Below are 26,577 nucleotides of genomic sequence, written 5' to 3'. Positions count from 1 at the left end.
ATTCGACGTGCAAGGACCGGGATCACACATAGTCCGCGGATTCTGCCCAGACCCAGAGACACCACCCGAACAATTCGCGGAGCTCACACCTGGCTGACAGTCGCTGATGGGCGCCACTGGCGCCGATACCGTCGTGGTCGTCGCCAGTGGCGCCCAAGGCGCTGCTTCAGCGCGTGCAGCGCCCGTTGCTGCAGCGAGCATCGCAGCAAAGAACGTCGCGCCGATCATGCAGAGGATGCGTTTCAGGGTACTTACCGTCATAACGATCACCTCTTCTTCCGCGGCCAGGGCAGTTCTCGCCCCACAAAACACGAGCGTTCCGCCGTAGGCACGGGGGTGATTCAGCATGACCCCGGGTGACACGGCTCGACGCCGGGCGTGGGTCAAAATCGCTGGTTGAGCAAGCATCGCAGACAAGGTTGGAACACTGTCGCCGCAGTGCCGATTTTCTACTCTACTGTCCTATTCCCTACTGATCTATTTGGAGTTCGGCATCTACGGCACTGGAATACCGGCATCAAGACACTTCGTCTCTCCGAGCGTTGTCAGCGCCTCTCAACCCGCCATTCGCCCCCACGCGTTGCTCCTCCTGACGGCTTTCTGCGCGCTCCGCTTCGGCGAGCCGGCGGCCCTCCAGCGCCGTGACATCGGCCTGGAGCCCCGTACCGGCTCCGTCCGCCGCTCCAGCTCCGAGACACGCGCCGAAGGCCTGACAGTCAGGGCTCCCAAGAGCGCGGCCGGTATCCGGACCGTCACCTTCCGGCTTCTCTCACCGCGGAGTTGGCGCACCGCCCGGCCGAGGACGCGAGTGCTGGCCGAACTGGGCTCGTCCTCGTCGAGGCCCGCGGTGGTGTCCTGCGCCGGAACAGCCCCCTGCGCATCCGGCTCCGCGCGCTCGCCACGACAAGCGGCGCCTGCACCCGCGAGTTGATGCACCGCAGGGGCACTCGTCCGTGCGGGCCGCGCTGATCTGTCAGCGCCTCGCCGCCCGCTTACCGTCGTCCTCCTGCAACACAGAGCACGAATCCGCCGAACTTTATGGCTTGGCCGCACTCAGGACAGGCTAGGGCGTCGGCCACCTGCCCACCAGGGTCGGCTTCGAAGCCTTCGGCAACGTCTGCGCGACGACAGCCGGAGAAGTATCCCTTTCCCGCGCTGCTCGACGGTCTGAACCGTCTGGCCCGCCCTCGGCCCGCCGACCGCCTCGTCTCTCCACTTCTCTGCCTCTACTCCATGCGGGTGGCGTGGGCTCTGGGGGCGTCACCGTCGAAGAGGGATGGCGTCAGGGGGGACGTCATGGCTCGGGCCTGCCCGCCGCCCGCTGACCTGCGGAATTGAGCAGACGTCTACTCAAGATGCTGGAGCGAGTATGTGCTACTAACGTGAAACGTGAGAGTCGCAACCGGGGTGCGCCCCGGGCGGCAAGCTTCCGGAAGGACCGGGACCGTTGGCGGCGAGACGTGCTCCCGCTCGGAGCTGTGACCTCTGCGAACCGCACCGCATGGCTTGCATGCGCTGTGGCCACCAGCCTTCGGTCTTCGGTGGGCGGAAGGAAAGGTAGAGACTCATGCGAGCACCTCAGATCAAGCGTTCCCTCGCTGTAGCCGCCGCCGGTGTGATGCTGGCTGGTGGCGCCGCTGTTGGTGCCGCAGGGGCGGCCGCGGCGGCCCCTGCCCACACGACCTCCGCGGCCAGCCACTCCTACGACCGGTGCGGCTGGTGGGATGACTGCTACGACTACGGCAACGGGTACGGGTACGGGTACGGGTACGGCTATGCCAACGGGTACGGCTATGACAACGGGTACGGGTACGGGTACGACAACGGGTACGGCCCTGTAGCCATTGTCGTGGTAACCGGCGGCTATGGCGGCTACGGCTACTGAGCCGACTCGGGGAGAGGTGAACCAGTGCCGCATCAGACGACGTTCGGCCTCTGGAGAACTGGGCCTCTTGGGGCGTGAGCCAGTCGACCGCCGTGGACTCGCCGGAGGTGCGTTCGGTGCCGCCTGTGGGCATGCAGCGGAAGACCAGCGCCGCGATGCCACGAGTGGCGTTCTCGTAGACCCCGGTGCTCGTCATGACGCTCGGCACGGCACCGCGACGCCGCGCACGCTGCCCGCGTGGCGCCCCGCGTCATGATGGAGGTCCTCGGGCACAGCCGGATCGCGGTGACGACGAACGTGTACAGGCACGTCGTGCAGGACACACAGCGCGAGGCTGTTCAGCCACGAGCCACATGGATCGCCTGCTCAGGCGGCGGCTCGATCGTGAGTGACCATAGGCGTTGATGTCAGCCCCGGATGTCAAAGACCCCCGACCGTAAACGGCCGGGGGTCTTTCCCAGGTGGGCGCGGACGGTTTCGAACCGCCGACATCTGCCTTGTAAGGGCAGCGCTCTACCACTGAGCTACGCGCCCGGGATGATTCGACAGCCTACCTTGCCCGTGGCGGTACCTCGCAAACCCGTATCGTCCGGCAAAGTCCCAGGGCCCAGAGCGAACTATCCGGCCCGTGTGTTCGTCATTAACCGGTGGGAGAATGACTGCGGGCAGGGCGGATGAGGGCACGGGCGAGGGCAGCACGGGAGAGGGTAGTGACGGCGACACCACCGATGCGGCCGTATGCGTCGTTCATGCGACCGCGCGCCGCGCTTCGCGATCTGCTCGGACTGGTCCTGCTTCCGCTGCCTCTCGTCGCCGTGGCCGTCGCCGCGGCGCCGGCCGCGTTCGCCGGAGGCGGCACCCGGCGCTGGTTCGGGCGCGGGGAGGGCCAGCGGGCGGAGGCGCAGGCCGCCAAGGACGCCGCCGCGGCCGCGTTCTACGAGCTCGACACCGCCCAGCGCGATCTGCGGATCTCCATCGAGACCATCACGGCCGTCGACGACTCGCCCGCCGCGCGCCGCACCGTCTCCGACTTCGAGGCCCTCGGCCGACGCATCGACGAGGCGAGCCTGCAGTACATCACCGCGGTGGACGCTCACGATCTCGACCGGGACGACCTGGAGGCCTCGGTCGCCTCGCGGGCGCGTGCCGAGCTGAGCCGGGCCAAGGACGAGCTGAGCAAGGTGAAGCTGGACCTCGACCGGTTCTCGCAGGGTCTCGGGCCGCTGCTCGGGAAGGCCGAGACGCAGCTGGCGCGGCTGGCCCCCGCCATCGAGCGGGCGCGGCAGGCGCTCCTCGCGGCGAGCAACTCACTGGACGCCGTGCGTGGCGCGGGGCTCAAGGCCGACAATCTCGCCGCCCGCCTCGCCGCCCTCGGGCCCGAGCTCACCCGGCTCAACCAGGGCGCGGGCCAGCACGGCGTGCCGGAGACCCTGGAACGCGCCGAGCGGGTCGCGCGGGATGCGGAAGCCGTGCGGGCCGAGGCCCAGCGGCTGCCGGAGCGCGCCGCCGAGATCGACCGCCGCCTCGTCTCACTGCGGACGCGCGCGCAGGCCCTGACCACGCGGGCCGGGCAGGTGGAGCCCGTCCTGAGCGAGCTGCGCAGACGGTTCTCGGCCCAGTGCTGGCAGGACCTCCAGCATGTGCCGGAGCGCGCCGCGGAGAACGTACGGCAGGCGGAGCGGAAGCTGGCCGAGGCGCGTGCGGCGCGGGACGAGCAGCGCTGGCCGGACGCGACGTCGCTCCTGTCGACGGTGCGGGCCCTGCTGAACACGACGGACGAGGACGTGTCCGCCGCCTCCGACCGGCTGCACCGGCTGAACGCCGTGGCGAAGGACCCGCAGCAGGAGATCGACCGGACGCGGTTCGCCATCCGGGACGCGCAGCGGCTCGCCATGTCGGGGCGCAGCACGCCCGAGCCGCGGCACGCCCGCCCCCTCGACGACTCCGTGGCCCGCCTCGACCGCGCCGTCGCCGCTCTTGAGGGCCGCCATCCCGATTACTGGCACTTCCTCACGGAGACGGAGGCCGTCCGGCAGACGGTCGCCCGCGTCGTCGCGCAGATCAGGGAGGACCGCGGCGCCCCCTCCTGAGCTGCCGCGCTCCTGCCTGGCCTCCGGGCCCCGTCCCTATTGGCGCCCTCGCGGTTACGGGCGGATCCTTGAGGTACGTACGTGCAAGGGAGGCGATCATGACCACGCATGTACCCGAATTCCGCCCAGCCCCCCGGTTGCAGCATCCGCGCGTCGTTCTCGACGATCATCTGCCCGTCGACCACAGCCTCAGCAAGGTCTACCGGATAGGCGCGGGCCTTATGGGACTCGTGCTGGTCGCCTTCGGCATCCTGGGCCTCATCGACCAGATCGGATTCTTCGACACCGGCGGCGACAAGGTCGCCGGCCTGAACACCAACGGTGCCCTCAGCGTCCTGTCGATCCTTATCGGCGCACTGCTGTTCGCCGGCATGGTCATCGGACGGAACGTCGCCTCGACGATCAACATGACCGTCGGCATCCTGTTCATCCTCAGCGGCTTCGTGAACCTCGCCCTGCTCCAGACCGACTACAACTTCCTCGCGTTCAAGATCCAGAACGTGCTGTTCAGCTTCGTGGTCGGCGTGATGCTCATGGCCTTCGGCATGTACGGGCGCGTCAGCGGAACGCTGCCGCACGACAACCCGTACTGGCGCGCGCGCCACCCGGAAAGCGCCGCCCACGAGGACCGCGCACGGGCCGCCCGCCGGCCCCACCCCACCCCCGAGGCCTCCAGCGCCACCGAGACCACCAAGATCACCGATGGTCCCGGGCCGCCGAGAATAATTGATAAATAACCCGCTCACGTGCGAGGCTGCCCCCATGACGCGCAAGGACAGGGGCAGCTCTCGCAGCGAGAGCCCGCGCACGGACAGCGCGAGCCGGGACGGCACGCCAGGAGTCGCGTACACCGGGCGCGGCGTCCACCGGATCGTCGTGGAGGCGCTCGCCCGGCGGATCTTCGACGGGACGTACGCGGAGGGGGATCTCCTCGATCTGCCGGGGCTGATGGCCGAGCTCGACGTCAGCCAGACCGTGCTCCGTGAGGCGATCAAGGTGCTGACCACCAAGGGCCTGCTGGACGCCCGGCAGAAGCGGGGGACTTTCGTACGCCCGCGCGACGACTGGAACCTTCTCGACAGCGACGTGCTGCGCTGGACGATCGACTCCGGGGCGCCCGGCGCTTTCTTCACCGATCTCCTCGAGCTGCGCCGCGCCGTCGAGCCCGCCGCGGCCGCGCTCGCCGCGCTGCACCGCACGGACGCGGATCTCGCCGCCCTCGACGCCGCACTCAGCGCGATGGCCGCCGCCGAGCAGACACCCGTGACCGCCGATCCCGTCATGAGCGACAGCGACCCCGTTCTCGCCGTGCGCGCCGACGCCTCCTTCCACACGGCGCTCCTCACCGCCTCCGGCAACCCCTTCTTCACACAGATGCGGCGCGTCATCATCCCGGCCCTGGTCGTACGGGACCGGCTCGTGCACGCCGGACGGCACGAACACCCGCTGCCCGCCCACGCCCTGGTCGCCGACCGCGTCCGCGCGCGGGACCAGGACGGCGCGTTCGCGGCGATGCTCGATGTGATCGAACTGTCCCGGCGCGGCCATCCCTGACACACCTCGCCGCCGCCCCACGCCCCGTGACACCCCGAGAGGAACCCCTACGTGAAGATCGCCCGCATCGAGACCTTCCTCGCCCCGCCCCGCTGGATGTTCGTCCGCGTGGAGACCGACGAAGGGGTCGTCGGCTGGGGTGAGCCCGTCGTCGAGGGGCGTGCGGAGCCCGTGCGGGCAGCCGTCGAGGTGCTCGCCGAGTACCTGGTCGGCCAGGACCCGCTGCGCATCGAGGACCACTGGCAGGTCATGACCAAGGCCGGCTTCTACCGCGGCGGGCCCGTCCTGTCGTCCGCCGTCGCCGGCCTCGACCAGGCGCTGTGGGACATCAAGGGCAAGACGTACGGGCAGCCGGTGCACCAGTTGCTCGGCGGGCCGGTGCGCGAGCGGATCCGGGCGTACGCCTGGGTGGGCGGCGACGAGCCGAGCGAGGTCAGGGACGCGGTGAGCGCCCAGGTCGAGGGCGGGTTCACGGCGGTGAAGATGAACGCCACCGGGCGCATGACGCCGATCGCCACCCGCGAGGAGGTCCGCGCGTGCCTGCTGCGCGCGGAGACCGCCCGTGAAGTCCTGGGCGACGAACGGGATTTCGCGCTCGACTTCCACGGCCGCGTCTCCCCCGCGAACGCCCGCCGGCTGCTCCCCCTGCTCGCCGAGTACGCGCCCCTGTTCGTCGAGGAGCCCGTCCTGTCCGACCACATGCAGGCCGTCCCCGATCTGGTGAACGCCTCCAACATCCCGATCGCGCTCGGCGAACGGCTCTTCACCCGGCAGGAGTTCCTCGCCCCGCTCCAGGCCGGTGTCGCCGTGGTGCAGCCCGACATCTCGCACGCGGGCGGCATCTCCGAGCTGCGCCGCATCGCCGCGCTCGCCGAGATGTACGGGGCCCACATCGCGCCGCACTGCCCGCTCGGGCCCGTGGCCCTCGCCGCGAGCCTCCAAGTCGCGTTCACCACACCGAACTTCCTCATCCAGGAGCAGTCGATCGGCATCCACTACAACAAGGACGCCGAGCTCCTCGACTACGTCGCCGACCGCGAGCCGTTCCGCTTCGTCGCGGGCTCGTTGCTGCGCACGGAACGGCCCGGCCTCGGCGTGGACATCGACGAGGCGGCCGTACGCGCGGCCGACGCCAAGGGCCACGCCTGGCGCAACCCCGTGTGGCGGTACGAGGACGGCTCGTTCGCCGAGTGGTGACCCGTGAAACGCCCTGCGAAACACCCGACCATGAAAGGAACCGAGGAGGAGCACCATGGACTTCACTACCGCACTGCGCGCCGAGCGCCTCGTGGCCATCGTCCGGGGAAGCGACGCCGACGCGTCGTTCCGTACGGTCATGGCCCTGGCCGAGGCCGGAATCCCGCTGGTGGAGGTGTCCCTCAGCGGCCGTGACGCCCTCGACGTGATCCGCAGGGCGCGGACCGAACTCGGCGACGACGTCTGGCTCGGTGCCGGCACGGTGCTGACCTCCGAGGACGCCCGCGAGGCGGCCGCCGCCGGGGCGAACCTCATTGTGACGCCCGGGCTGGGCGCCGGGGTCGACGAGTCGCTGCGGCAGGGCCTGCCCGTGCTCGCCGGGGTACTCACACCGACCGACGTCATCGCGGCCGAGGCGGCCAGGGCGACGGCGCTGAAGATCTTCCCGGCGTCGGCGATGGGCGGCCCGTCGTATCTGAAGGCTCTGCGGGGGCCGTTCCCCCGAACGCCGTTCGTGCCGGTGGGCGGGGTCGACGCGGCGGCGGCGACCGCCTATCTGGAAGGCGGCGCCATCGCGGTCGGAGTCGGCTCGCCCCTCATCGGCGACGCGGCGGACGGCGGGGACCTGGGTCAACTGCGCAAGCGGGCGGCCGAGTTCAAGGCGGTGTGCGGATGACGGCGTCGGGTTCGGTGAGCCCCGCCGCAGCCGGCGCCCCCGCCTCCCCCGTCGACGTACTCACCTTCGGCGAGACCATGGTCGCGCTGCGCGGCCACGGTCCGTTCAAGCTGGGCGGCTCGATGGACCTGTCCGTCGCGGGCGCCGAGTCGAACGTCGCCATCGGTCTCACCCGGCTCGGCCACAGCGTCCGCTGGGCGGGCGCCGTCGGCGCGGACGAGGCGGGCGAACTGGTCCTGCGCACGCTGCGCGCCGAGGGCGTCGACACGTCCTGCGTCACGCGTGACACCGGCGCCCCTACGGGTCTGATCCTGTTCGAGCCGCGACTGCCCGAGGTGACGCGGGTGCAGTACTACCGTGCGGGCTCGGCGGGTTCGCGGCTCGACGCCGACCGCGTCGAGCGGGCCTTCGCGGTCGGTCCGCCGCCCCGCGTCCTGCATCTGACGGGGATCACGCCCGCGCTCGGCACCTGCGCGCGCGACGCGTGCCGGCGCGCCCTGCGGCTCGCCCGCGAACACGGCGTTCCGGTCAGCCTGGACGCCAACTACCGGTCGCGGCTGTGGAGTTCGGAGGCGGCGACCGAGGAACTGCGCGACTGGATCCCGTACGTCGATGTCCTCATCGCCTCCGACGACGAGCTGCCGCTGTGCGCGCCGCCCGGGCCCGACCCGGTCAAGGCACTCCTCGATCTCGGGGTGCGCGAGGTCGTCATCAAGCTCGGCGCCGACGGGGCGATCGCCCACTCGGCCGACGGTGAGCTACGCGTCCCGGCGCGGCCCGTGCGCGCCGTGGACGCGGTCGGGGCCGGTGACGCCTTCGTCGCCGGTTATCTCTCCGCGCTCCTCGACGGCGAGGACACCGCCGGGCGCCTCGACCGGGCGGTGACGACGGGCGCCTTCGCGGTCGCGCAGCCGGGCGACTGGGAGGGGGCACCCACACGGGCGGAACTCGGGCTGCTCAGGGCGGGCCGGGGCACGGTCGTACGCTGACGCCCGCGGGGCACAGCCAGCTAACCTGTGCCCATGCCACGCTACGAGTACCGCTGCCGGACCTGCGGCGACACGTTCGAACTGAGCCGTCCCATGGCCGAGTCCTCGGCCCCCGCGGACTGCCCCTCCGGCCACGGGGACACGGTGAAGCTGCTGTCGACGGTCGCCGTGGGCGGCACGGCATCGGCCGCCGCACCGGCCCGCCCCGCCGGTGGCGGAGGCGGAGGCGGGGGCTGCTGCGGCGGGGGTTGCTGCGGGTGAACGTGCAGGTCCCTCAGAGGTAGGTACGCGGCTGCCGGACCTTCTCGACCAGCTCCCGCAGGATCGTCTCGCCCGCCGCGACGCCCCGGTCCTCCAGGGCCGTGACGTGCGGCGCCGTCCAGCCCGCGTCCGCCAGCTCGCCGTGGCCGGGGCGCCAGGCGTGGTCGGCCGCGAGGAGCAGGTCCGCGTCGAGCAGGGAGTCGCCGGCCGCGAGCGCGAGGTCGGCGCCGGAGCGGCGGGCCACCTCGCGCATGGCCGCACTCTTGGTGAGCGGTTTCGGGACGGCGTAGATCTTGCGGCCCTGGAGGGACACCGTCCAGCCGCGGCGCTCCGCCCAGACGGCGAGTTCCTTGACCCAGCCCTCCGGGAGCAGGGACCGCTCGACCACGAGATACGCGAAGAGGTCCTCGGCGACGCGCTCCTTCAGGAGCCACGCCGGGTCGGCCGTCCGCACCAGATGCGCCCTCACCTCGTCGAGCGGCGCGCACTCCGCGGCCAGCCGCTCGTCGACAGCGGCCCGCCAGTGCGGGTCGGAGACGCCGTCCACCAGCAGGTGCCCGCCGTTGGCGCAGATCGCGAACCGCGGTGCGGGGCCCGGAAGACGGATGCGCCCGTACTGCTCACGGGTGCGGGTCGTGGTCGGGACGAAGAGAGCGCTGCGGCCGAGTTCGCCGAGCAGTTCGGCCGCGTCCTCGGTGACGTAGGAGAAGGGCTTGCCCTCGTAGACCTCTACGCACAGCAGACGCGGCGCCTGCGCGTCGGGCATGGTCAGGTCGAGGGCTGCGGCGGAGTAGATCAGGGTGCGGTCGAGGTCACTGGCGACCAGGGGGAGGGGCGTGGCGCTCACTTCGCGGCCACCGCCTTGCCGTCCGCGCCGGTGGCGCCCCGCGTGTACTTCGGGTGGATCAACCCGACGCAGGTGTAAGGGAGTCCGGCGACCTCCTCGACCGGTACCCCGCGCTGCTCGGCGAGCAGGCGTACGTGGTCGAGGTCGGCGCCGGCGTCCGTGCGGGCGAGTATCTTCCACGGGACGCGGCGCAGCAGCACACGGGTCGTCTCGCCGACGCCGGGCTTCACCAGGTTCACGTCGTGGATCCCGTACTCCTCGCTGATCCGCTCGACGGCCGCCCAGCCCTCCCAGGTGGGTGCGCGGTCGGCGGAGAGCATCTCCTTGACCTGGGCGTCCACGGCGTCGGCGACCTCGTCGAAGCGGGCCTCGACGGTGTCGAGGAAGTGCGTCGAGACGTCCGCCTGCGCGAGCTCGCGGTAGAACTTGCCGCCGTGGAAGTCGTTCGGCCCGACAAGGTCGGCGCGCAGCACCGTACGCGATATCAGCCCGGAGACCGTCGAGTTGAGGCACGCGGACGGGATGAGGAAGTCCTCGCGGGTGCCGTAGGTGCGCACACAGGACCCGGGGTCGGCGAGCACCGCGATCTCCGGGTCGAACCCGGGGCCGCCCTCATTTCGCTGATGGGTCTTGAGTGCTTCTGCCAGTTCGCGGGTGATCGCGCCCTTGCCGGTCCAGCCGTCGACGAAGACGACATCGGCCGGGTCGTGATGGGCGGCGAGCCAGCGCAGCGCGTTCGCGTCGATGCCGCGGCCGCGGACGATCGAAACGGCGTAGTGCGGCAGGTCGAGGCCGCGCCGCGCCTGCGCCCAGCGGCGCATCAGCACTCCGACGGGCGTCCCGGCGCGGGCGAGCGAGACGAGCACGGGACGCGGTGACCGTTCCGCGAGCACGGTCTCGGTCACGACACCGACCGCCTGCGCGATCCGCGCGGCCGAGACCTCGAGGGCGGACTGGAACAGCGCCTGGTACTCGGCGCTCGGCTGGTACTCGACGGGCAGCGACTCGGCGTAGTGCGCGCCACCGCCCTGTATCGCCTCCTCGCGCTCCTCGGTCGGCGCCTCCAGCGCGACGTCCGAGAGGTCCTGGAGCAGCCAGCCGACCTCGTCGGGCGCGTACGAGGAGAAGGCGGGGCCGCGGAGGGGCTCGGGGAGCGTGGGGGACACAAGGGGCCTTTCGGGGGCAGTCCCCTGGGGGACGTAGGAAGGCACGACGGCGAGCAGCACGCGCGGGGTGTGCTCGGCGAGGCGCGCCAACAGGCCGTCGGGGGCGTGCAGTCGGGGCGTGTCCGCGGTGGAGTCGACGACGGCGACGATCGCGTCGAAGTCACCGCCCGCGACGTTGTACGCGTAGCGCTCGCCCGGCCCGTCGGCCGGGTCGTCGTGCGCGGGGAAGACGAGTCGGGTACGGATCGCGTAGCCGGGGTCGTCGACGGCGAGGACCGGCGAACGGGTCGTGGTGGAGTAGCGCACCTGCGCCCGCGTGCCCTTCTCCACCTCGCGGGCCAAGGCGAGCGGCGCGTACATCAGCTCCTCGAAACCGAGGACGAGTACGCGGTGGGCGTCTTCCAGGCGCGCGCTCAGGCGGGCGGCCATCGCGGGGAGCGCCGCGTCGAGCGCCGCGCGGTGCTCCGGCGTGAAGCCGTGCCGGCCTCCGTCGGGCACGGACGTGGGCCAGCCGAGGTCGACGCGGGTCACGCTGCCCGGCTCACCGCCCGGCTCCGCGGGCGGCTCGCTGCCCGGCCCCGTGCGCTCCGTCGGGGTCTCGGCGAGGGACTCGTGGTAGGCGACGAGCGCCTGCCCCTTGGCGAGGACGCCGTCAGGAAGCTTGACGGTGCCGGACGCCGACGCGACCAGGTCGACGCGGGCGCCGATCTCACGGGCGAAGTCGGCCAGGCGGCCCCGGTCGTCGGGCGAACGCATGTCGACGAGGGCGACGATGACGTAGTGCGCGCGCGGGTAGCGCTCGTGCAGGGCGCGGATCGTGTTGAGGACCGTATTGCCGGTGGAGAACTCGTCGTCGACGAGGACGAGCGCCCCGTCGCCCGCGAGGAGCCGGGGGTCCTCCGGCAGCAGCAGATGCGAGGTGGCGTGCGAGTGGGACTCCTCGAAGCCGCCCGCGCGCGCCACCCCGTCGACAGGGCGCCGCGTCGAGTGCAGATAGGGCGCGAGGCCCAGGCCGTCGGCGACGGAGTGCCCGAGGCCCGTCGCCGTCTCGGCGTATCCGAGCACGACCGCCTGCCGGGCCGCGTCGTCACCGAGCAGCTCGCGCACCCGCAGACCGAGGTCGTACCCGGCACGCCAGACCACGGCCGGCGACTGGGGCACGTGCTTGCCGAGGACGTTCGACACGAGCAGATGGGCCCGCTTGGGATTGCGGCGCAGGGCAAGGCCCAGCAGCCCGGATATCTCCTCGTCACCGACGAGCTCGACCCCGAGCCGCTGCGCGACCCATGTCCCCGACCAGACCACTTCGCCCCTTTTCCTTGCTTTCATCATCATCATGACTCGCGCGCTCGTCACGCGGGCAGGCCGGCGTTGAGCAGCTCCACGAAGCCGACGTCCTCACGGGCGACACCGAAGGCCTCCGCCCGCTGGAGGGTCCGCTCGGCCCAGGCCCGGTGCGGCTTCACTTCATTCATCTTGTTCGTGTACGCGGATCTGAGGACGCCACCGCCACCACGCTCGGGCCGCAGGATGTCCCGGGCGTCGCCGTACTCCTCGTGACTGACCACGGACAGCGCGTGCACGGGCATCACGTGCGAGGGGTGGATGCAGGTCTTGCCGAGCAGGCCGTTGGCCCGGTCCAGCTCGATCTCGCGCAGCAGGCCGTCCATGTCGTGCTCGATGAGGGCCTGGCGCAGCTCGACGGCCCGGCTCTCCAGGAAAGGGCTGCGGCGCAGCTGCGGCTTGAACATCCGCTCCTGGTGACGGAAGTACTCCCAGACGGGCCCGGTCACGGTGAAGCCGGTGCCGTCGGCCCGGCCGAGCAGATTGACCACGTCCCCGATCACGGAGGCCACGATCTGGACGTCGTACGCGGTCATGTCCGGCGGCCTGCGCAGCCCGTACGCGGAGCAGAAGTCGGTCACGCCGAGGCGCAGGGCCAGGACGCGGTCGCGGTACTTGTCGACGGTGCGGGCGATCCCGGCGAGGGTGTCGCCCCGCGTCTCCAGGTGCAGGAGCTCGGGCGACTCCAGGACGGGCATCGCGAAGAGGCGCCGCCCGGTGGCCGCCTCGGCGGCGGAGAGCGCCTCCAGGAACGGCACGCCCCGCTCCTCGGTGAATTTCGGCAGCACGAATCCGGACAGCAGCCGCACGGCGGGGCCCAGGCGGCGGACGAGGTCGGTGATCTGCCCTGCGGCGCGGACGCGGACGAACAGCAGCGGAGGCCGCGCGTCCGGCCGGGACGCGAGGTCGGTGAACTGCCTGACCAGGTTCTCCTCGGCGTCCGCAACCTCGGCGTCGTCGATCGAGTCCTCCAGGCACAGCACCATCGAGACGACACCCCGGTCGGCCTGCTTGAGGACGTCGTCGGCGAGGCGCGGCCGCGTGGCCGGGCTGTAGAGCGTGGCTCCGAGGGCCGCCGCGAGCATGCGGGGCGACGAGTCCGCGGTGAAGTCACCGGGCTCCCGGTGGAACAGACGCTGCCGTACCTCAGGGGCGATGTGCCCGAAATGACGCATGAGACTCCCCCGTCGTGCCGGTCCGGCCCGAATTTAAGTGGCCGGTAATAGTACGTAGGGATCCATGTCAAGGGTTCCCACCGGGCATGAAATTCAGGTAACCCACCCATGTCGAGTATGTCCCTCGGTCCCACCGTCTCGGGCCCCCGCGTTGTCCTGGCCAGGACAGGGAAGGCAGGATGACCGCATGACGCACGCGATGCTGAAGGGGTCGAACGTCCCGCTCGAGGCCACGGCGGTCCGCGCCGTGCTGCGCTGGGCCACCGGCCAGGGCGTGCCCGACGTCGACGCCTCGGCGCTGCTGCTCGGCCCCGACGGTCGCGTACGGTCCGACGAGGACTTCGTCTTCTACAACCAGCCCCGGCACCCCTCGGGCAAGGTCTGGCGGCTCGGCAAGAAGCGCGTCGCCGACGGATTCACCGACACGATCCAGTCGGACCTGGCGGGCCTCGGCCCCGAGGTCGGCCGCGTCCTCCTCGTCGCCTCGGCGGACGACGTCCCCTTCGACCGCGTACCCGCCCTGCGGATCCTGATCTACGACGCCGCGGCCTCGGAGGGAGAGCCCCTCGCCAGCTTCGACGTGAAGCCGGAGACGGGCGCCGAGACGGCGCTGATCTGCGGCGAGCTGTACCGGCGCGGTGAGGGCTGGAAGTTCCGGGCCCTGGGCGAGGGCTACTCGAACGGCCTGGTCGGCCTGGCGACCGATTTCGGCATCTCGGTGGACGAGTCGGAGCCGACGACGCCGGATCTTCAGGCCTCGTCACCTCCGGGCCCGATGCCGGCCGCCGAGCCGTCGTTCCCGTCTCCGGCCCCCGACACCTCGTTCATGGGATCGGGGTCGGACTGGGGATCAGACTCGGGGCCGGGTGCGGGTTCGGGCTACGGGTATCCGCAGGCGCCCACGCAGCAGCCCATCGCCGCGTCGCTCCCCCAGCCCGCGCCCCAGCCCGTCTCCCAGCCCTCGTACGGGTACCCGCCCGCGGCGCCCACGCAGCCCGCGCCGCTGGCCATGCCGGTGCCGACGACGCAGCCCGCGTACGGCTATCCGCAGCCGGTGCAGCCGCTGCCCGACCCGAACTTCGCCCTGCCGCCGCAGGGCCCGCAGTTCATCTCACGCTGAGCCCGCGACCGGCCCCGGGCGACTGGGGCCGGATCGGGCGGCGGGACAGGGCCCCGGCGCCCGATCCGCCGGAGCTGCCCTAGCGCTCCCCGACCTTGGACTTGTACCCCCGGCCCCACTGAAGGCCCCACCCGTACAGCCGGTCCAGCTCGGCCTGGAACCCGTACACGAACTTCACCTCGCGGCGCACGATCAGCTCACCCTTGACGTTCTCGATCGTGACGACGGCGCAGGAGCGGGCCTGCGGGGCGCGCTCGTCGAGGCTGATCTCGACGCGCGGGCCGTTGCTCGGGTAGAGCGTGACGTGGGCGTGCGTACGGTCGAACGCCGGTGTCTGGTCGTAGATGTAGACGAAGACAAGCAGTCGCTTGATGGACTCGCGATGGTCGAGATTGACGTAGATCGTCTCACCCGACGCCGAGCCGAAGCGGTCGTCCCCGCTGAGTTTCACGTACGGCGGCGCGTTGAGCGCGCCGAAGAAGCTGCCGAGCGGCTGGACCACGCCCTTCTCCCCGTCGGTCAGCTCGTACAGACAGCCGAGGTCGAGGTCCACATTGACCATGCTCTGCGTATGGGCCTGCACCACATCGGGCTTGAACAGCTTGAAGGGGTGCCGCAGCAGGCTCTCGCGCTCCGGGCCGCCGATGTCCGAAGTCCGCATCCGCCAGGACAGGTTGATCCGCAGATTTCCGGTGGCCGCCCCCTGTTTGGTGAGCGAGACGACCGGGTGCCGCTTGGTGAGTTCGATGGAGTTCGACGCGGCGCTGCCCGACTCGAAATCCGCCGCACGCCCCCGCCACAGTCCGTCCCAGAAGGACATTTCGCCCCCAAGTGCCCATGTTTCATGGTCCAGTTACGCCGACGGGGCGGCCGGTGAGGAGTTCTCCTCGCAGACCGCCCCGCTCACAGCGTTCCAGGATCAGAGCCCGGACGAAACCTCAGCCTTCTCGCCCGAGGCCGTCGCTTTTCCCTCGGCGGCCGCGATGCGCGAGTTTCGGCGCACCGAGGACCAGAACGACCAGGCGATCAGCACGACGCCGATCAGGCCCGTGATGACCTCGTTGATCTCGTACTGGATCGTGACCAGGAGGATCACGGCGAGAGCGCCGATCGCGTAGTGCGCGCCGTGCTCCAGGTACACGTAGTCGTCCAGGGTGCCCTGGCGGACCAGGTAGACCGTGAGCGAACGGACGTACATGGCACCGATGCCGAGGCCGAGAGCCATCAGCACGATGTCGTTGGTGATGGCGAAGGCGCCGATGACGCCGTCGAAGGAGAACGACGCGTCCAGAACCTCGAGGTAGAGGAACATGAAGAACGCGGCCTTGCCCGCCATCACTACCGCCGGCGCGGCCTTTCCGCGCTTCCTGGCCTCCTCCTCGGCCTCGTGCTCACGCTCCTCTTCCTCCTCCAGGCGGTTCTCGAAGAACCCGGAGAGCCCACCCACGATGAGATACGTGATCAGACCGGCGATGCCGGAGATGAGCACCGTCTCCGCCTTGTCCACATGGGCGCCACCGTGCTGGTGGGCGTGCGTGGCCACGGTGAACGAGGAGATCAGGAGCACGATCATCGCGATGCAGACCGACAGCATGTCGACCTTGCCGAGCTTGGCGAGCGGACGCTCGATCCAGCGCAGCCACTGGACGTCCCGCTCCTCGAAGATGAAGTCGAGGAAGATCATCAACAGGAACATGCCACCGAACGCGGCGATCGACGGGTGCGCGTCGGTCACCAGCTGCTGGTACTTGTCCTTGTCGTTGAGCGCGAGCTTGACCGCCTCGATGGGGCCGAGCTTGGCGCTGACCGCGACGATCACGACGGGGAAGACCAGTCGCATACCGAAGACGGCGATCAGCACACCGACCGTCAGGAAGATCTTCTGCCAGAAGGCATTCATCTTCTTCAGGATTCCGGCATTGATCACCGCGTTGTCGAAGGACAGCGAAATCTCGAGGACGGCAAGGATCGCGACGACCCCGAATGCCGTCCATCCGTCGTAGAACACAGCCGCGACCAGGCCGAGCGCAGTAATTGCGAACGACCAGCCGAAGGTTTTCAAAACCACTGGCTACCCCATCAGGTGAGTACGGGTCTCCCCCGCGCCGGTAGGACGGGGCTCCCCCGCTCCGCGCACGGCTTTACGAAACATTGACCCCGAAGTCTAGAGCGATGCCACGAAGGCCCGACGCGTACCCCTGCCCGACGGCGCGGAACTTCCATTCGCCGCCGTACCGGTACACCTCGCCGAAGATCATCGCGGTCTCCGTGGACGCGTCCTCGCTCAGGTCGTAGCGGGCGAGTTCCTGGCCGTCCGCCTGATTGACCACGCGGATGAACGCGTTGCTGACCTGGCCGAACGTCTGCCCTCGGTTGTCCGCGTCATGGATCGAGACGGGGAAGACGATCTTGTCGCAGAACGCCGGCACCTTGGACAGGTCGATCAGGATCGACTCGTCGTCACCCTCGCCCTCACCGGTGAGGTTGTCGCCGGTGTGCTCGACGGAGCCGTCCGGGCTGGTGAGCTGGTTGTAGAAGATGAACCACTCGTCGCCGAGCACCCGGCCGTCCTTGCACAGCAGCGCGCTGGCGTCGAGGTCGAAGTCGGCTCCGGTGGTGGAACGCGCGTCCCAGCCGAGTCCGATCAGTACCTGTGTGAGGTTCGGTGCGGCCTTGGAGAGGGAGACATTGCCCCCCTTGGCGAGCGTGACACCCATGATCGTGATCCTCCCCGGTGTGATGTCGCTTGAGTTGTCGAGCGCGTCCGGCGCCGCACTCACGTGCGGCGCCGGACGGTCATACGGTCGTTCTCGGCTCAGACGTTGACGCCGAAGTCCTGCGCGATGCCGCGCAGACCCGAGGCGTAGCCCTGGCCGATGGCGCGGAACTTCCACTCCGCGCCGTTCCTGTACAGCTCGCCGAAGACCATGGCGGTCTCCGTCGAGGCGTCCTCGGAGAGGTCGTACCGGGCGATTTCCGCCCCGCCCGCCTGGTTCACGACGCGGATGAACGCGTTGCGCACCTGGCCGAACGACTGCTGGCGGTTCTCGGCGTCGTAGATCGAGACCGGGAACACGATCTTGTCCACATCGGCCGGGACGCCGGCGAGGTTGACCTTGAGCTGCTCGTCGTCACCCTCGCCTTCACCCGTGGTGTTGTCGCCGGTGTGCTCGACCGAGCCGTCCGGGCTCTTCAGGTTGTTGAAGAACACGAAGTTGGCGTCACTGCTGACCTTGCCCTCCGTGTTCGTCAGGATGGCGCTGGCGTCAAGGTCGAAGTCCGTGCCCGTGGTGGTACGAACGTCCCACCCGAGGCCGATGATGACCGCGGTCAGGCCAGGAGCCTCCTTGGTCAGCGATACGTTGCCGCCCTTGCTGAGGCTGACTCCCACGAGTCCTCCCATTGGTGTCGGGGGCGGGGAGCCCCGTCGTGCATTGGTATCGGATCAACGTTTGGATCCTAGTGACCGGTTCCCGGCAGCCACAGGCTCCGCACCCGAAGAATCCCAGGGTGTCATCCCCGGGGCGTCCCCGAGAGATGCGCCGAGCACGCCCCTGTGACCCCTGAGGGTTCAGAGGGTGTCGATCGCCTTGACGTATTCGTTGAGGTCGCGGGCGTCCGGCAGGCCGTTGACGACGGTCCAGCGGACCACGCCCTCCTTGTCGATGATGAAGGTGCCGCGCACCGCGCAGCCCTTCTCCTCGTCGAAGACGCCGTACGCGCGCGAGGCCTCGCCGTGCGGCCAGAAGTCCGACAGGAGCGGGTACTCGAGGCCCTCCTGCTCGGCGAATACGCGCAGGCTGAACGGCGAGTCGTTGGACACGGCGAGCAGCTGGACGTCGTCGTTGACGAACTTCGGCAGCTCGTCACGCAGGGCGCACAGCTCGCCGGTGCAGACGCCGGTGAAGGCGAACGGGTAGAAGAGCAGCACCACGTTCTTCTCACCCCGGAAGTCCGAGAGCCGCACGGTCTCGCCGTGCTGCGTCTTGAGCTCGAAATCCGGAGCCTTCGTGCCGACCTCGATCGTCATGGTCAAGCTTTCCTTCCGTGGAGCCGTTCGGGTGAGGCCCAGCCTAGGCGCCGAGGCCGGTACTCCCGCGTGGGGCCCCGCGTGTCGCCGGACAAGCGTGCGGCCCCCGTCGACGCGTCATGGCGTCGGCGGGGGCCGCACGGAGTGTCTGCTGGGGTCTTTCGTCGGCTAGCGCTTCTTGGCGGCCGCCTTCGGCGTGACGAGGCGGCTGCCCGCCCAGTCCTTGCCCACGCTGATGCTCTTGGTCTGCGAGAGCCCGGCAGTGGTGGCGGCCTCGCCGATCTCGCTCGGCTCGACGTAACCGTCACGCCCGGTCTTCGGCGTCAGGAGAAGGATGGAACCGCCTTCTTCCATGTACGCGATGGCATCCACCAGAGCGTCAGTAAGGTCCCCGTCGTCCTCGCGGAACCAGAGCACCACGGCGTCAGCCACGTCGTCGTAGTCCTCGTCGACGAGCTCGGAGCCGATGGCCTGTTCAATAGCCTCGCGGAGCTCCTGATCGACGTCGTCGTCGTAGCCGATCTCCTGGACCACCTGGTCGGGCTGGAAACCAAGCCTTACGGCAAGGTTCATCTCCGCGTGGTCCGCGGTCGCGCTCACGGTTTGCCTCCTGATCATGTTTACGAAGTTGTCTGCGGCTTCGCGCGTGCGCGAAGCGTTGGCGGTAGTCCACACGGGCGGGACGGATCGCGCAAGTACCCGGCCCCCGAGACCGCCGAAACGGTGACGTTCCAGGCGGTGTCACCGCATCTTCAGTCAAGGATCCCCGCAGGCCGGTGATGTATGCCACGCCGATCTGTCGGATTTGCCCATCTTGTGGATGCCCGTCGTCCACCTCGGCCGAACGGCTTCACGAAACTGGTGAACCACATGAGCGTATCGTTCCGATTTGGCCGCACCCGTCCGGGGAACCCCGGAGAATCACTGCGATTACCTCGCGGTAGAGATGACGATTGCGCTCCCGAGGTACACGATGGGGAGCGGCGCAGCCCCATTGCACCCCAATTGCACATCTCGCCCGACAGTGAAGGAACAGCGTGGTTTCCGGATCCGATCGCAATCCGATCATCATTGGCGGCCTCCCCAGTCAGGTCCCGGACTTCGATCCCGAAGAGACCCAGGAATGGCTCGACTCCCTCGACGCCGCCGTCGACGAGCGCGGGCGCGAGCGGGCCCGCTACCTGATGCTCCGGCTGATCGAGCGCGCCCGCGAGAAGCGCGTGGCCGTGCCCGAGATGCGCAGCACGGACTACATCAACACGATCGCGACCAAGGACGAGCCCTTCTTCCCCGGCAACGAGGAGATCGAGCGCAAGGTCCTCAACGCGACCCGCTGGAACGCCGCGGTGATGGTCTCCCGCGCCCAGCGCCCCGGCATCGGGGTCGGCGGCCACATCGCCACCTTCGCCTCCTCCGCATCGCTCTACGACGTGGGCTTCAACCACTTCTTCCGCGGCAAGGACGACGGCACGGGCGGCGACCAGATCTTCTTCCAGGGCCACGCGTCGCCGGGCATCTACGCCCGCGCCTATCTCCTGGACCGCCTCACCGAGGGCCAGCTCGACTCGTTCCGCCAGGAGAAGTCGAAGGCTCCGTTCGGCCTGTCGTCGTACCCGCACCCCCGACTGATGCCGGACTTCTGGGAGTTCCCCACCGTCTCCATGGGCCTCGGCCCGCTGGGCGCGATCTTCCAGGCGCGGATGAACCGCTACATGCAGGCCCGCGACATCGCCGACACCTCCGCGTCGCACGTCTGGGCGTTCCTCGGCGACGGCGAGATGGACGAGCCGGAGTCGCTCGGCCAGCTGTCGATCGCGGCCCGCGAGGGTCTCGACAACCTGACCTTCGTGGTGAACTGCAACCTGCAGCGCCTCGACGGTCCGGTCCGCGGCAACGGCAAGATCATCCAGGAGCTCGAGTCGCAGTTCCGCGGCGCCGGCTGGAACGTCATCAAGCTGGTCTGGGACCGCAGTTGGGACCCGCTGCTCGCGCAGGACCGCGACGGCGTCCTGGTGAACAAGCTGAACACCACGCCCGACGGCCAGTTCCAGACGTATGCCACCGAGCCCGGCTCGTACATTCGCGACCACTTCTTCGGTGGCGACCACCGGCTGCGCGCGATGGTCGAGAACATGACCGACGACCAGATCCTGCACCTGGGGCGCGGCGGGCACGACCACAAGAAGATCTTCGCGGCCTTCCAGGCGGCCAAGGAACACAAGGGCCAGCCGACGGTCATCCTGGCGCAGACGGTCAAGGGCTGGACCCTCGGCCCCAACTTCGAGGGCCGCAACGCGACCCACCAGATGAAGAAGCTGACGGTCGACGACCTCAAGGGCTTCCGCGACCGTCTGCACCTGCCGATCACCGACAAGCAGCTCGAGGACGGCGCCCCGCCGTACTACCACCCGGGCCGCAACTCGGAGGAGATCCAGTACATGCACGACCGTCGGCACGGGCTCGGCGGATATGTGCCGACCCGCGTCGTGCGGTCCAAGCCCCTGACTCTCCCCGGCGAAAAGACGTACGCGAGTGTGAAGAAGGGTTCCGGCCAGCAGTCGATCGCCACCACCATGGCGTTCGTCCGGCTGCTCAAGGACCTCATGCGGGACAAGGAGATCGGCCGCCGCTTCGTGCTGATCGCGCCGGACGAGTACCGCACGTTCGGCATGGACTCGTTCTTCCCGAGCGCGAAGATCTACAACCCGCTCGGCCAGCAGTACGAGTCCGTGGACCGCGAGCTGCTGCTCGCGTACAAGGAGTCGCCGACGGGTCAGATGCTGCACGACGGCATCTCCGAGGCGGGCTGCACGGCCTCGCTGATCGCCGCGGGATCGGCGTACGCGACGCATGGCGAGCCGCTGATCCCGGTCTATGTCTTCTACTCGATGTTCGGTTTCCAGCGCACCGGCGACCAGTTCTGGCAGATGGCCGACCAGCTCGCGCGCGGTTTCGTGCTGGGTGCGACCGCCGGCCGGACGACCCTGACCGGTGAGGGTCTGCAGCACGCGGACGGTCACTCGCAGCTGCTCGCCTCGACCAACCCGGCCTGTGTCGCCTACGACCCGGCCTTCGGCTTCGAGATCGCGCACATCGTGCAGGACGGTCTGCAGCGGATGTACGGCGCCACCGCCGAGCACCCGCACGGCGAGGACATCTTCTACTACCTCACCGTCTACAACGAGCCACTGCAGCACCCGGCCGAGCCCGCCGATGTCGACGTGGAGGGCATCCTCAAGGGCATCCACCGCTTCAGTCCGGGCACTTCGGGCACCACTCCGGCGCAGATCCTCGCCTCGGGTGTCGCGGTGCCGTGGGCCCTGGAGGCCCAGCAGATCCTCGCCACGGAGTGGAACGTCAGGGCGGACGTCTGGTCGGCGACCTCCTGGAACGAACTGCGCCGCGAGGCCGTCGAGGTGGAGCGGCACAACCTGCTGCACCCCGACGAGGAGCAGCGCGTCCCCTATGTCACGCGGAAGCTGTCCGGCTCGGAGGGTCCGTTCGTCGCGGTCTCCGACTGGATGCGGTCCGTGCCCGACCAGATCTCCCGCTGGGTGCCGGGCACGTACCAGTCGCTCGGCGCGGACGGCTTCGGCTTCGCGGACACGCGCGGCGCGGCCCGTCGCTTCTTCCACATCGACGCCCAGTCGATCGTGGTGGGCGTGCTCACGGAGCTGGCCCGCGACTCCAAGATCGACCGCTCGGTCCTGAAGCAGGCGATCGACCGCTACCAGCTCCTCGACGTCTCGGCGGCCGACCCCGGCCCGGCGGGCGGCGACGCGTAGGGGCCTGGTCCCGACTGTCGTAGAGGTTCGGGGTGCGGTGCGGCCACGGGGGCCGCACCGCACCTCGCCTTCTTTCATCTCAGCGCTCCCAGACCTTGAACGCCCTTACCCGGTAAGGGGATTGGGGTGCCCATGTGCCGCTGCCGGGATAGGTCTGGAACTCCCCCGTCTCGGCGCACTCTGCGGACTGGTAGGCCGTGACCGGCCGTCCGGTTCGATTGGCGAGAGCCTGCGCGCTGCCCCCCTCCGGCAGCGCGACGCAGCTTTCGACGTCGATCCCGGACAACTCGTACGTCTGTCGGTGCCCCTTGAACGCCGGCTTCTCCCACAGGCACAGCTCCCCCGCCGCGCAGTCCCCCGATGTCGGCGGGGCGGCAGCCCCGGCATGGACCGGTGTCAGCAGGACGGCCGCCACAGCGGCCGCGGCCGTCATCGGCAATGTCGTACCCATCGCGGCGCGCATCCTCGTACCCATGTCGTTCAACCCCCGTGTCGTGCTGGTCACTTGTATGCACTCTGGACCGGTGGGCGATCGGACGGAAAGAGCTGACGGATCAGATCACTCGGATAAGCGAAATGCCCCCAGGATTTCCCTGAGGGCATTTCGGGGCGGGTGCGGGTGCGCTTCGGGGGTGGTCTACGGGTTTCCCCCGAGGGGACCCGCTGAGTGCATCCTCTGAGAGGCGCTAGATGTGTGCGGCCCCCGCGCCCGCCTCGGCGTTCGTTCCCCGCTTGGTCAGGAACGCCACGAAGATCGACACGACGGCGACTCCCGCGGCCACCAGGCAGGCCAGGCTCATGCCGGAGATGAAGGTGTCGTGCGCGACCGAGGTGATCTTCTCGGCAAGCTCGGGCGGGGTGCCCTTCGGGACCGGGCCCACACCGACCTGGACCGCCTCGGACGCCTGGTCCAGCTGGGCGGGCGTGAGCGGCGGAAGCTTGGCGTCGGTCCAGTTGCCCGCGAGGTCGTTGTCCACCTTCGAGGCCATCACGGCGCCGAGCACGGCGGTGCCGAGGCTTCCTCCGATCTGCATGGCGGCCTGCTGGAGGCCGCCCGCGACGCCGGAGAGCTCCATCGGAGCGTTGCCCACGATGACCTCGGTGGCACCCACCATGACGGGAGCGAGGCCCAGGCCGAGGAGGGCGAACCACAGCGACATGGCGCCGCTGCCCGTGCCCGACTCCAGCGTGGACATGCCGTACATGGCGACGGCGGTGAGCAGCATGCCGCCCGCGAGCGGAATGCGCGGACCCACCTTCGTGATCATCGCGCCCGCCAGCGGCGAGCCCACGATCATCATTCCGGTCAGCGGCAGGAGATGCAGACCGGAGTCGACGGGGCTCATGCCGTGCACGTTCTGCAAGTAGAAGGTGACGAAGAAGAGGCCGCCCATGAAAGCGATGGCCATGAGCACCATCAGGACCACGCCGGCCGACAGCGGCACCGAGCGGAACAGAGCCAGCGGGATCAACGGCTCCTTGACGCGCGTCTCCCAGATCGCGAACAGCGCGAAGCACAGCACGGAGGCCGCCAGGAACGTCCAGGTCAGGCCGTCGCCCCAGCCCCACGTCGGGGCCTTGATGAGTGCCCAGACCAGACAGAACATCGCGCCGGAGAGCAGCACGATGCCGAGGATGTCGAAGGATCGCGGAGCGTTCTCGGCCCGGTGGTCCTTGAGGATCAGGAGCCCGAGGACGAGGGCGACGATGCCGACGGGGACGTTGATGAAGAAGACGGACTGCCAGCTGACGTGCTGGACGAGCAGCCCACCGAGGATCGGACCGCCCGCGGTCGAGGCGCCGATCACCATGCCCCAGATGCCGATCGCCATGTTCAGCTTCTCGGCGGGGAAGGTGGCCCGCAGGAGGCCGAGCGCGGCCGGCATGAGGAGCGCACCGAACAGGCCCTGGAACACCCGGAAGGTGACCACCAGAGCGATGCTGTCCGACAGGCCGATGGCCCCGGAGGCCGCGGCGAATCCGATCACGCCGATGAGGAAGGTCTGCCGGTGACCGAAACGGTCGCCGAGCTTGCCCGCCGTGATCAGCGTGACCGCGAGGGCGAGGAAGTAGCCGTTGGTGATCCATTGGACGTCGGCGAAGCTCGCGCCGAGGTCCTTCTGGATGGCCGGGTTGGCGATGGCCACGATGGTGCCGTCGAGGGCGACCATCATCACGCCGATCGCGACGGAGAACAGCGTCAGCCAGGGGTGGCCGCGAAGCCCCTTGGCCGGGGCCGGAACGGACACGGGCTCCGGAGCCTTGTCCGCCTTGTCGACGGTGGTCTGACTAGTCATGCGTTCGAGGCTAATGACAGCCACTGACAATTGACAAACCAATTCACAAGTCGGTAACTGTCATGTCGCTCACAGGTAAGCTGATCTGCGCAAACAGGCGAAAAGAGGGGCGCGAGTGAAGACGCAGGAAGCGCGTTCAGGGCTGCGGGAACGCAAGAAGCAGCGCACCCGTGACGCCCTGCTGCGCTCCGCGCTGGAACTCTTCACCACAAAGGGGTACGACCGCACGACGGTTGACGAAATCGCGGAGGCCGTCGACGTCTCGCAGCGCACCTTCTTCCGGTACTTCACCAGCAAGGAGGAGACCGCGTTCGCGGTCCAGGACATGGTGGAGTCCCGCTTCATCGCCCTCCTGCGCGAACGCCCCGCGAGCGACAGCCCGTTCGAGGCCCTGCGCGGTGCCGTGCTCGACGCCTGGGACACCCTCGGCGAGCCCATCGAGGAGGTCGTTCCGGTCGAACTCCACATGCGCACCTACCAGATGATCGAATCCACCCCCTCCCTGAGCGCCGTCCACCTGCGCCGCTCCACGGAGCTGGAGGAAGAGATCGCGCGCGTGATCGCCGAGCGCGAGGGCCTCGACGTGGAAAGGGATCTGCGCCCCCGTGTGACAGTGGCCGCGTTCAGCGGTGTGATGCGCATGGCCGGGCGACTGTGGGGCGCAGGCGAGGACATCAGCGTCGAGTCGATCCGCGAGGTCACGGAGTCCTATCTCGACCAGCTGGGGCCAGTGTTGGCGGGAAAATGGCGCGCAGAGTGACCGACCGTGCACTACCGCTCGCATAGGGCGCAATCAGCGCCTACGGACTGTGACGACATCACCTAAGCTAGGCCCGATTTGCCCTAATTACCCCGCCAGAAACGTGATCTGCCTCACCGATTTCGCGGGTTGGACCGCGGTTCTCCTAGGGTGTCCCGCAGTGACTTCCTTCGACTCATCCCCGCAACTCAGCGTCTGGCGCGCACTGCTCGCACTGGCCGTCGTGTTCGTCATGCTGGCGACCACCGGCTGGACCGCCGTGCGCCACAAGGGCGTCACCTCGCCACTCGACGCCGCCGTCACGGCGTGGGAGCACGGCCACCTCAACGGGCACGCTCTGCCGAACCCGGACGGCTCGCCCGCCCGCCTCGCGCAGTTCTTCGCCTCACTCACCAGCCAGCAGCGCACCCGGCTCGCCACTCACTACCCGCTCGCCGTCGGCAACATGAACGGCGCGCCGGTGGAGCTGCGCTACCGCGCCAACCGCATCGCCCTCGACCAGGCACGCAAGGTGGCGCGGAAGAGCACGCACGACAACCGGCTCTCCACCGCGGGACAGCACGACGCCGGCCAGCGCATGAACCGGTACGCGTCGCTGATGAGCCCCGACCGCAAGATCCTCGCCTTCGACCCCCTGGGCACCGGCCGCGTCGCCGAGGTCTTCGGGGACCTCGACAAGGCCCAGCGCGTCTCGGTCGTGGTCCCCGGCGTCGACACCAACCTCCTCACGTTCCAGCGGACCGTCCGCAAGTACTCGGCGCCGGTCGGCATGGCCAGCTCCTTGTACCGCGCGGAGCGCGCCGCCGGACCCGGCACACGCACAGCCGTGATCGCCTGGGCCGACTACACGACGCCCGCGGGTCTCGGCGTCGACGCGGCCACCGCGATGCGCGCGGAGGAGGGCGCCACCCGGCTCAACGCCCTGGTGAGCGCACTGCCGGGCCGCACTCCGGTGGCCCTGTACTGCCACAGTTACGGCTCCGTGGTGTGCGGTGTCGCCGCCCACAAGCTGCCCTCCCGGGTGAGCGACATCGCGGTGGCCGGCAGCCCCGGAATGCGTGCCAAGAAGGCCGCGAAACTGGGCACCCACGCGCGCGTGTGGGCGATGCGGGACAGCGACGACTGGATCCAGGACGTGCCGTACCTGGAGGTCGGCGGGATCGGTCACGGCGCCGACCCCGTCTCCCGTGGATTCGGCGCCCGGGTCCTGTCGGCAGCGGGCGCGCGCGGGCACACCGGCTATTTCGAGCCGGGTACGGAGAGCCTCAGCAACTTCGCCGACATCGGCATCGGTTCGTACCGCACCCTGCGATGTGCGAGCGGGCATGACACCTGTCGTGACGGATCTTCCGGCACAACATCGGCCTGACGCGCGTAGAAATCGGTGAAACAGGGGCACGA

23 protein-coding genes, 1 tRNA gene and 2 pseudogenes are annotated in these 26,577 nt (G+C 69.5%); 13 read left to right on the top strand and 13 right to left on the bottom strand.

Features of this window, described 5'->3' with window-relative positions; genetic code table 11:
• Positions 1–1,567 precede the first annotated feature (1,567 nt).
• The gene (locus ACZ67T_RS04395; RefSeq protein WP_469981497.1) at positions 1,568–1,885 is read left to right on the top strand and encodes a hypothetical protein; all 318 of its coding nucleotides are present in this window, start codon (positions 1,568–1,570) and stop codon (positions 1,883–1,885) included.
• Between the two features lie 64 nt (positions 1,886–1,949).
• Here the strand turns inward: ACZ67T_RS04395 and ACZ67T_RS04390 are convergent.
• A pseudogene (locus ACZ67T_RS04390) lies at positions 1,950–2,072 on the bottom strand (NUDIX hydrolase); the annotation flags it as partial.
• Positions 2,073–2,078: 6 nt separating this feature from the next.
• Between ACZ67T_RS04390 and ACZ67T_RS04385 the strand changes: the two are divergent.
• A pseudogene (locus ACZ67T_RS04385) lies at positions 2,079–2,277 on the top strand (site-specific integrase); the annotation flags it as partial.
• 70 nt (positions 2,278–2,347) lie between these two features.
• Here ACZ67T_RS04385 and ACZ67T_RS04380 read toward each other — a convergent pair.
• Positions 2,348–2,419: transfer RNA gene (locus ACZ67T_RS04380), tRNA-Val, on the bottom strand.
• Positions 2,420–2,634: 215 nt separating this feature from the next.
• Between ACZ67T_RS04380 and ACZ67T_RS04375 the strand changes: the two genes are divergently transcribed.
• From ACZ67T_RS04375 to ACZ67T_RS04345, 7 genes are all read left to right on the top strand, one after another.
• Entirely contained in the window at positions 2,635–3,975 is a 1,341-nt protein-coding gene (locus ACZ67T_RS04375) for a hypothetical protein (RefSeq protein WP_469981496.1), read from the top strand.
• A 98-nt stretch (positions 3,976–4,073) separates the two neighbouring features.
• The gene (locus ACZ67T_RS04370) at positions 4,074–4,712 is read left to right on the top strand and encodes a DUF4383 domain-containing protein (protein ID WP_469981495.1); all 639 of its coding nucleotides are present in this window, start codon (positions 4,074–4,076) and stop codon (positions 4,710–4,712) included.
• Between the two features lie 25 nt (positions 4,713–4,737).
• Positions 4,738–5,529, top strand: a complete 792-nt coding sequence (locus tag ACZ67T_RS04365) for a FadR/GntR family transcriptional regulator (protein ID WP_469981494.1) — start codon at positions 4,738–4,740, stop codon at positions 5,527–5,529.
• Positions 5,530–5,580: 51 nt separating this feature from the next.
• Positions 5,581–6,726, top strand: coding sequence for a galactonate dehydratase (gene dgoD / locus ACZ67T_RS04360; protein WP_469981493.1), 1,146 nt, complete (start codon positions 5,581–5,583; stop codon positions 6,724–6,726).
• A 55-nt stretch (positions 6,727–6,781) separates the two neighbouring features.
• Positions 6,782–7,402 (top strand): bifunctional 4-hydroxy-2-oxoglutarate aldolase/2-dehydro-3-deoxy-phosphogluconate aldolase, encoded by a 621-nt coding sequence (locus ACZ67T_RS04355; protein WP_469981492.1) that lies wholly within the window; start codon positions 6,782–6,784, stop codon positions 7,400–7,402.
• Complete coding sequence (locus ACZ67T_RS04350; RefSeq protein WP_469981491.1) at positions 7,399–8,391, top strand: sugar kinase; 993 nt, start codon at positions 7,399–7,401, stop codon at positions 8,389–8,391. The genes ACZ67T_RS04355 and ACZ67T_RS04350 overlap by 4 nt, the downstream gene beginning before the upstream one ends.
• Positions 8,392–8,424: 33 nt before the next feature.
• The gene (locus tag ACZ67T_RS04345; RefSeq protein WP_469981490.1) at positions 8,425–8,652 is read left to right on the top strand and encodes an FmdB family zinc ribbon protein; all 228 of its coding nucleotides are present in this window, start codon (positions 8,425–8,427) and stop codon (positions 8,650–8,652) included.
• A gap of 13 nt (positions 8,653–8,665) precedes the next feature.
• On the opposite strand, the gene ACZ67T_RS04340 is transcribed toward ACZ67T_RS04345, so the two are convergent.
• The 3 genes from ACZ67T_RS04340 to ACZ67T_RS04330 form a co-directional block, all read right to left on the bottom strand.
• Complete coding sequence (locus ACZ67T_RS04340; RefSeq protein WP_469982244.1) at positions 8,666–9,418, bottom strand: HAD family hydrolase; 753 nt, start codon at positions 9,416–9,418, stop codon at positions 8,666–8,668.
• Positions 9,419–9,495: 77 nt separating this feature from the next.
• Positions 9,496–12,003, bottom strand: a complete 2,508-nt coding sequence (locus ACZ67T_RS04335) for a phosphoribosyltransferase (RefSeq protein ID WP_469982243.1) — start codon at positions 12,001–12,003, stop codon at positions 9,496–9,498.
• 14 nt (positions 12,004–12,017) lie between these two features.
• Positions 12,018–13,184, bottom strand: coding sequence for an HpcH/HpaI aldolase/citrate lyase family protein (locus tag ACZ67T_RS04330; RefSeq protein WP_469981489.1), 1,167 nt, complete (start codon positions 13,182–13,184; stop codon positions 12,018–12,020).
• 187 nt (positions 13,185–13,371) lie between these two features.
• On the opposite strand from ACZ67T_RS04330, the gene ACZ67T_RS04325 reads away from it, so the two are divergent.
• Positions 13,372–14,304, top strand: coding sequence for a TerD family protein (locus ACZ67T_RS04325; protein WP_469981488.1), 933 nt, complete (start codon positions 13,372–13,374; stop codon positions 14,302–14,304).
• 79 nt (positions 14,305–14,383) lie between these two features.
• Here ACZ67T_RS04325 and ACZ67T_RS04320 read toward each other — a convergent pair whose 3' ends face one another.
• The 6 genes from ACZ67T_RS04320 to ACZ67T_RS04295 all read right to left on the bottom strand — a co-directional run bounded on the left by ACZ67T_RS04320 (position 14,384) and on the right by ACZ67T_RS04295 (position 18,934).
• The gene (locus ACZ67T_RS04320) at positions 14,384–15,124 is read right to left on the bottom strand and encodes a TerD family protein (protein WP_100591942.1); all 741 of its coding nucleotides are present in this window, start codon (positions 15,122–15,124) and stop codon (positions 14,384–14,386) included.
• Positions 15,125–15,223: 99 nt separating this feature from the next.
• Positions 15,224–16,372: a DUF475 domain-containing protein gene (locus ACZ67T_RS04315; RefSeq protein WP_469981487.1), complete on the bottom strand. Its 1,149-nt coding sequence runs from the start codon at positions 16,370–16,372 to the stop codon at positions 15,224–15,226.
• A 73-nt stretch (positions 16,373–16,445) separates the two neighbouring features.
• A complete protein-coding gene (locus ACZ67T_RS04310; RefSeq protein WP_100591940.1) occupies positions 16,446–17,021 on the bottom strand; it encodes a TerD family protein in 576 nt (191 codons plus the stop codon).
• 98 nt (positions 17,022–17,119) lie between these two features.
• Complete coding sequence (locus tag ACZ67T_RS04305) at positions 17,120–17,695, bottom strand: TerD family protein (RefSeq protein WP_100591939.1); 576 nt, start codon at positions 17,693–17,695, stop codon at positions 17,120–17,122.
• 180 nt (positions 17,696–17,875) lie between these two features.
• Positions 17,876–18,334, bottom strand: coding sequence for a peroxiredoxin (locus tag ACZ67T_RS04300; protein WP_100591938.1), 459 nt, complete (start codon positions 18,332–18,334; stop codon positions 17,876–17,878).
• Between the two features lie 168 nt (positions 18,335–18,502).
• The gene (locus tag ACZ67T_RS04295) at positions 18,503–18,934 is read right to left on the bottom strand and encodes a DUF3052 domain-containing protein (RefSeq protein WP_469981486.1); all 432 of its coding nucleotides are present in this window, start codon (positions 18,932–18,934) and stop codon (positions 18,503–18,505) included.
• 437 nt (positions 18,935–19,371) lie between these two features.
• Between ACZ67T_RS04295 and aceE the strand changes: the two genes are divergently transcribed.
• Entirely contained in the window at positions 19,372–22,119 is a 2,748-nt protein-coding gene (gene aceE / locus ACZ67T_RS04290; protein WP_469981485.1) for a pyruvate dehydrogenase (acetyl-transferring), homodimeric type, read from the top strand.
• Between the two features lie 79 nt (positions 22,120–22,198).
• Here the strand turns inward: aceE and ACZ67T_RS04285 are convergent, their stop codons facing one another.
• A complete protein-coding gene (locus ACZ67T_RS04285) occupies positions 22,199–22,570 on the bottom strand; it encodes a peptidase inhibitor family I36 protein (RefSeq protein WP_469981484.1) in 372 nt (123 codons plus the stop codon).
• Between the two features lie 235 nt (positions 22,571–22,805).
• Positions 22,806–24,416, bottom strand: coding sequence for a DHA2 family efflux MFS transporter permease subunit (locus tag ACZ67T_RS04280; RefSeq protein ID WP_469981483.1), 1,611 nt, complete (start codon positions 24,414–24,416; stop codon positions 22,806–22,808).
• Positions 24,417–24,531: 115 nt separating this feature from the next.
• Between ACZ67T_RS04280 and ACZ67T_RS04275 the strand changes: the two genes are divergently transcribed.
• A complete protein-coding gene (locus ACZ67T_RS04275) occupies positions 24,532–25,176 on the top strand; it encodes a TetR family transcriptional regulator (protein ID WP_469981482.1) in 645 nt (214 codons plus the stop codon).
• A gap of 160 nt (positions 25,177–25,336) precedes the next feature.
• On the top strand, positions 25,337–26,545 hold the full coding sequence (locus tag ACZ67T_RS04270; RefSeq protein WP_469981481.1) for an alpha/beta hydrolase: 1,209 nt from the start codon (positions 25,337–25,339) through the stop codon (positions 26,543–26,545).
• Positions 26,546–26,577 lie beyond the last annotated feature (32 nt).

The sequence above is a fragment of the Streptomyces sp. NPDC107517 genome, from assembly GCF_055582645.1.
Note: the sequence above shows the minus strand (reverse complement) of the source record. Positions and strands in the feature narration are given on the sequence as shown.

Coding starts and splice junctions, on each gene's coding strand:
- ACZ67T_RS04345 (WP_469981490.1), top strand. CDS start 8,425: ATGCCACGCTACGAGTACCGCTGCCGGACCTGCGGCGACACGTTCGAA.
- ACZ67T_RS04310 (WP_100591940.1), bottom strand. CDS start 17,021: ATGGGTGTCACGCTCGCCAAGGGGGGCAATGTCTCCCTCTCCAAGGCC.
- ACZ67T_RS04280 (WP_469981483.1), bottom strand. CDS start 24,416: ATGACTAGTCAGACCACCGTCGACAAGGCGGACAAGGCTCCGGAGCCC.
- ACZ67T_RS04375 (WP_469981496.1), top strand. CDS start 2,635: ATGCGACCGCGCGCCGCGCTTCGCGATCTGCTCGGACTGGTCCTGCTT.
- ACZ67T_RS04325 (WP_469981488.1), top strand. CDS start 13,372: ATGACGCACGCGATGCTGAAGGGGTCGAACGTCCCGCTCGAGGCCACG.
- ACZ67T_RS04370 (WP_469981495.1), top strand. CDS start 4,074: ATGACCACGCATGTACCCGAATTCCGCCCAGCCCCCCGGTTGCAGCAT.
- ACZ67T_RS04300 (WP_100591938.1), bottom strand. CDS start 18,334: ATGACGATCGAGGTCGGCACGAAGGCTCCGGATTTCGAGCTCAAGACG.
- ACZ67T_RS04285 (WP_469981484.1), bottom strand. CDS start 22,570: ATGGGTACGACATTGCCGATGACGGCCGCGGCCGCTGTGGCGGCCGTC.
- ACZ67T_RS04395 (WP_469981497.1), top strand. CDS start 1,568: ATGCGAGCACCTCAGATCAAGCGTTCCCTCGCTGTAGCCGCCGCCGGT.
- ACZ67T_RS04335 (WP_469982243.1), bottom strand. CDS start 12,003: ATGATGATGATGAAAGCAAGGAAAAGGGGCGAAGTGGTCTGGTCGGGG.
- ACZ67T_RS04340 (WP_469982244.1), bottom strand. CDS start 9,418: ATGCCCGACGCGCAGGCGCCGCGTCTGCTGTGCGTAGAGGTCTACGAG.
- ACZ67T_RS04355 (WP_469981492.1), top strand. CDS start 6,782: ATGGACTTCACTACCGCACTGCGCGCCGAGCGCCTCGTGGCCATCGTC.
- ACZ67T_RS04350 (WP_469981491.1), top strand. CDS start 7,399: ATGACGGCGTCGGGTTCGGTGAGCCCCGCCGCAGCCGGCGCCCCCGCC.
- ACZ67T_RS04365 (WP_469981494.1), top strand. CDS start 4,738: ATGACGCGCAAGGACAGGGGCAGCTCTCGCAGCGAGAGCCCGCGCACG.
- ACZ67T_RS04330 (WP_469981489.1), bottom strand. CDS start 13,184: ATGCGTCATTTCGGGCACATCGCCCCTGAGGTACGGCAGCGTCTGTTC.
- ACZ67T_RS04320 (WP_100591942.1), bottom strand. CDS start 15,124: ATGTCCTTCTGGGACGGACTGTGGCGGGGGCGTGCGGCGGATTTCGAG.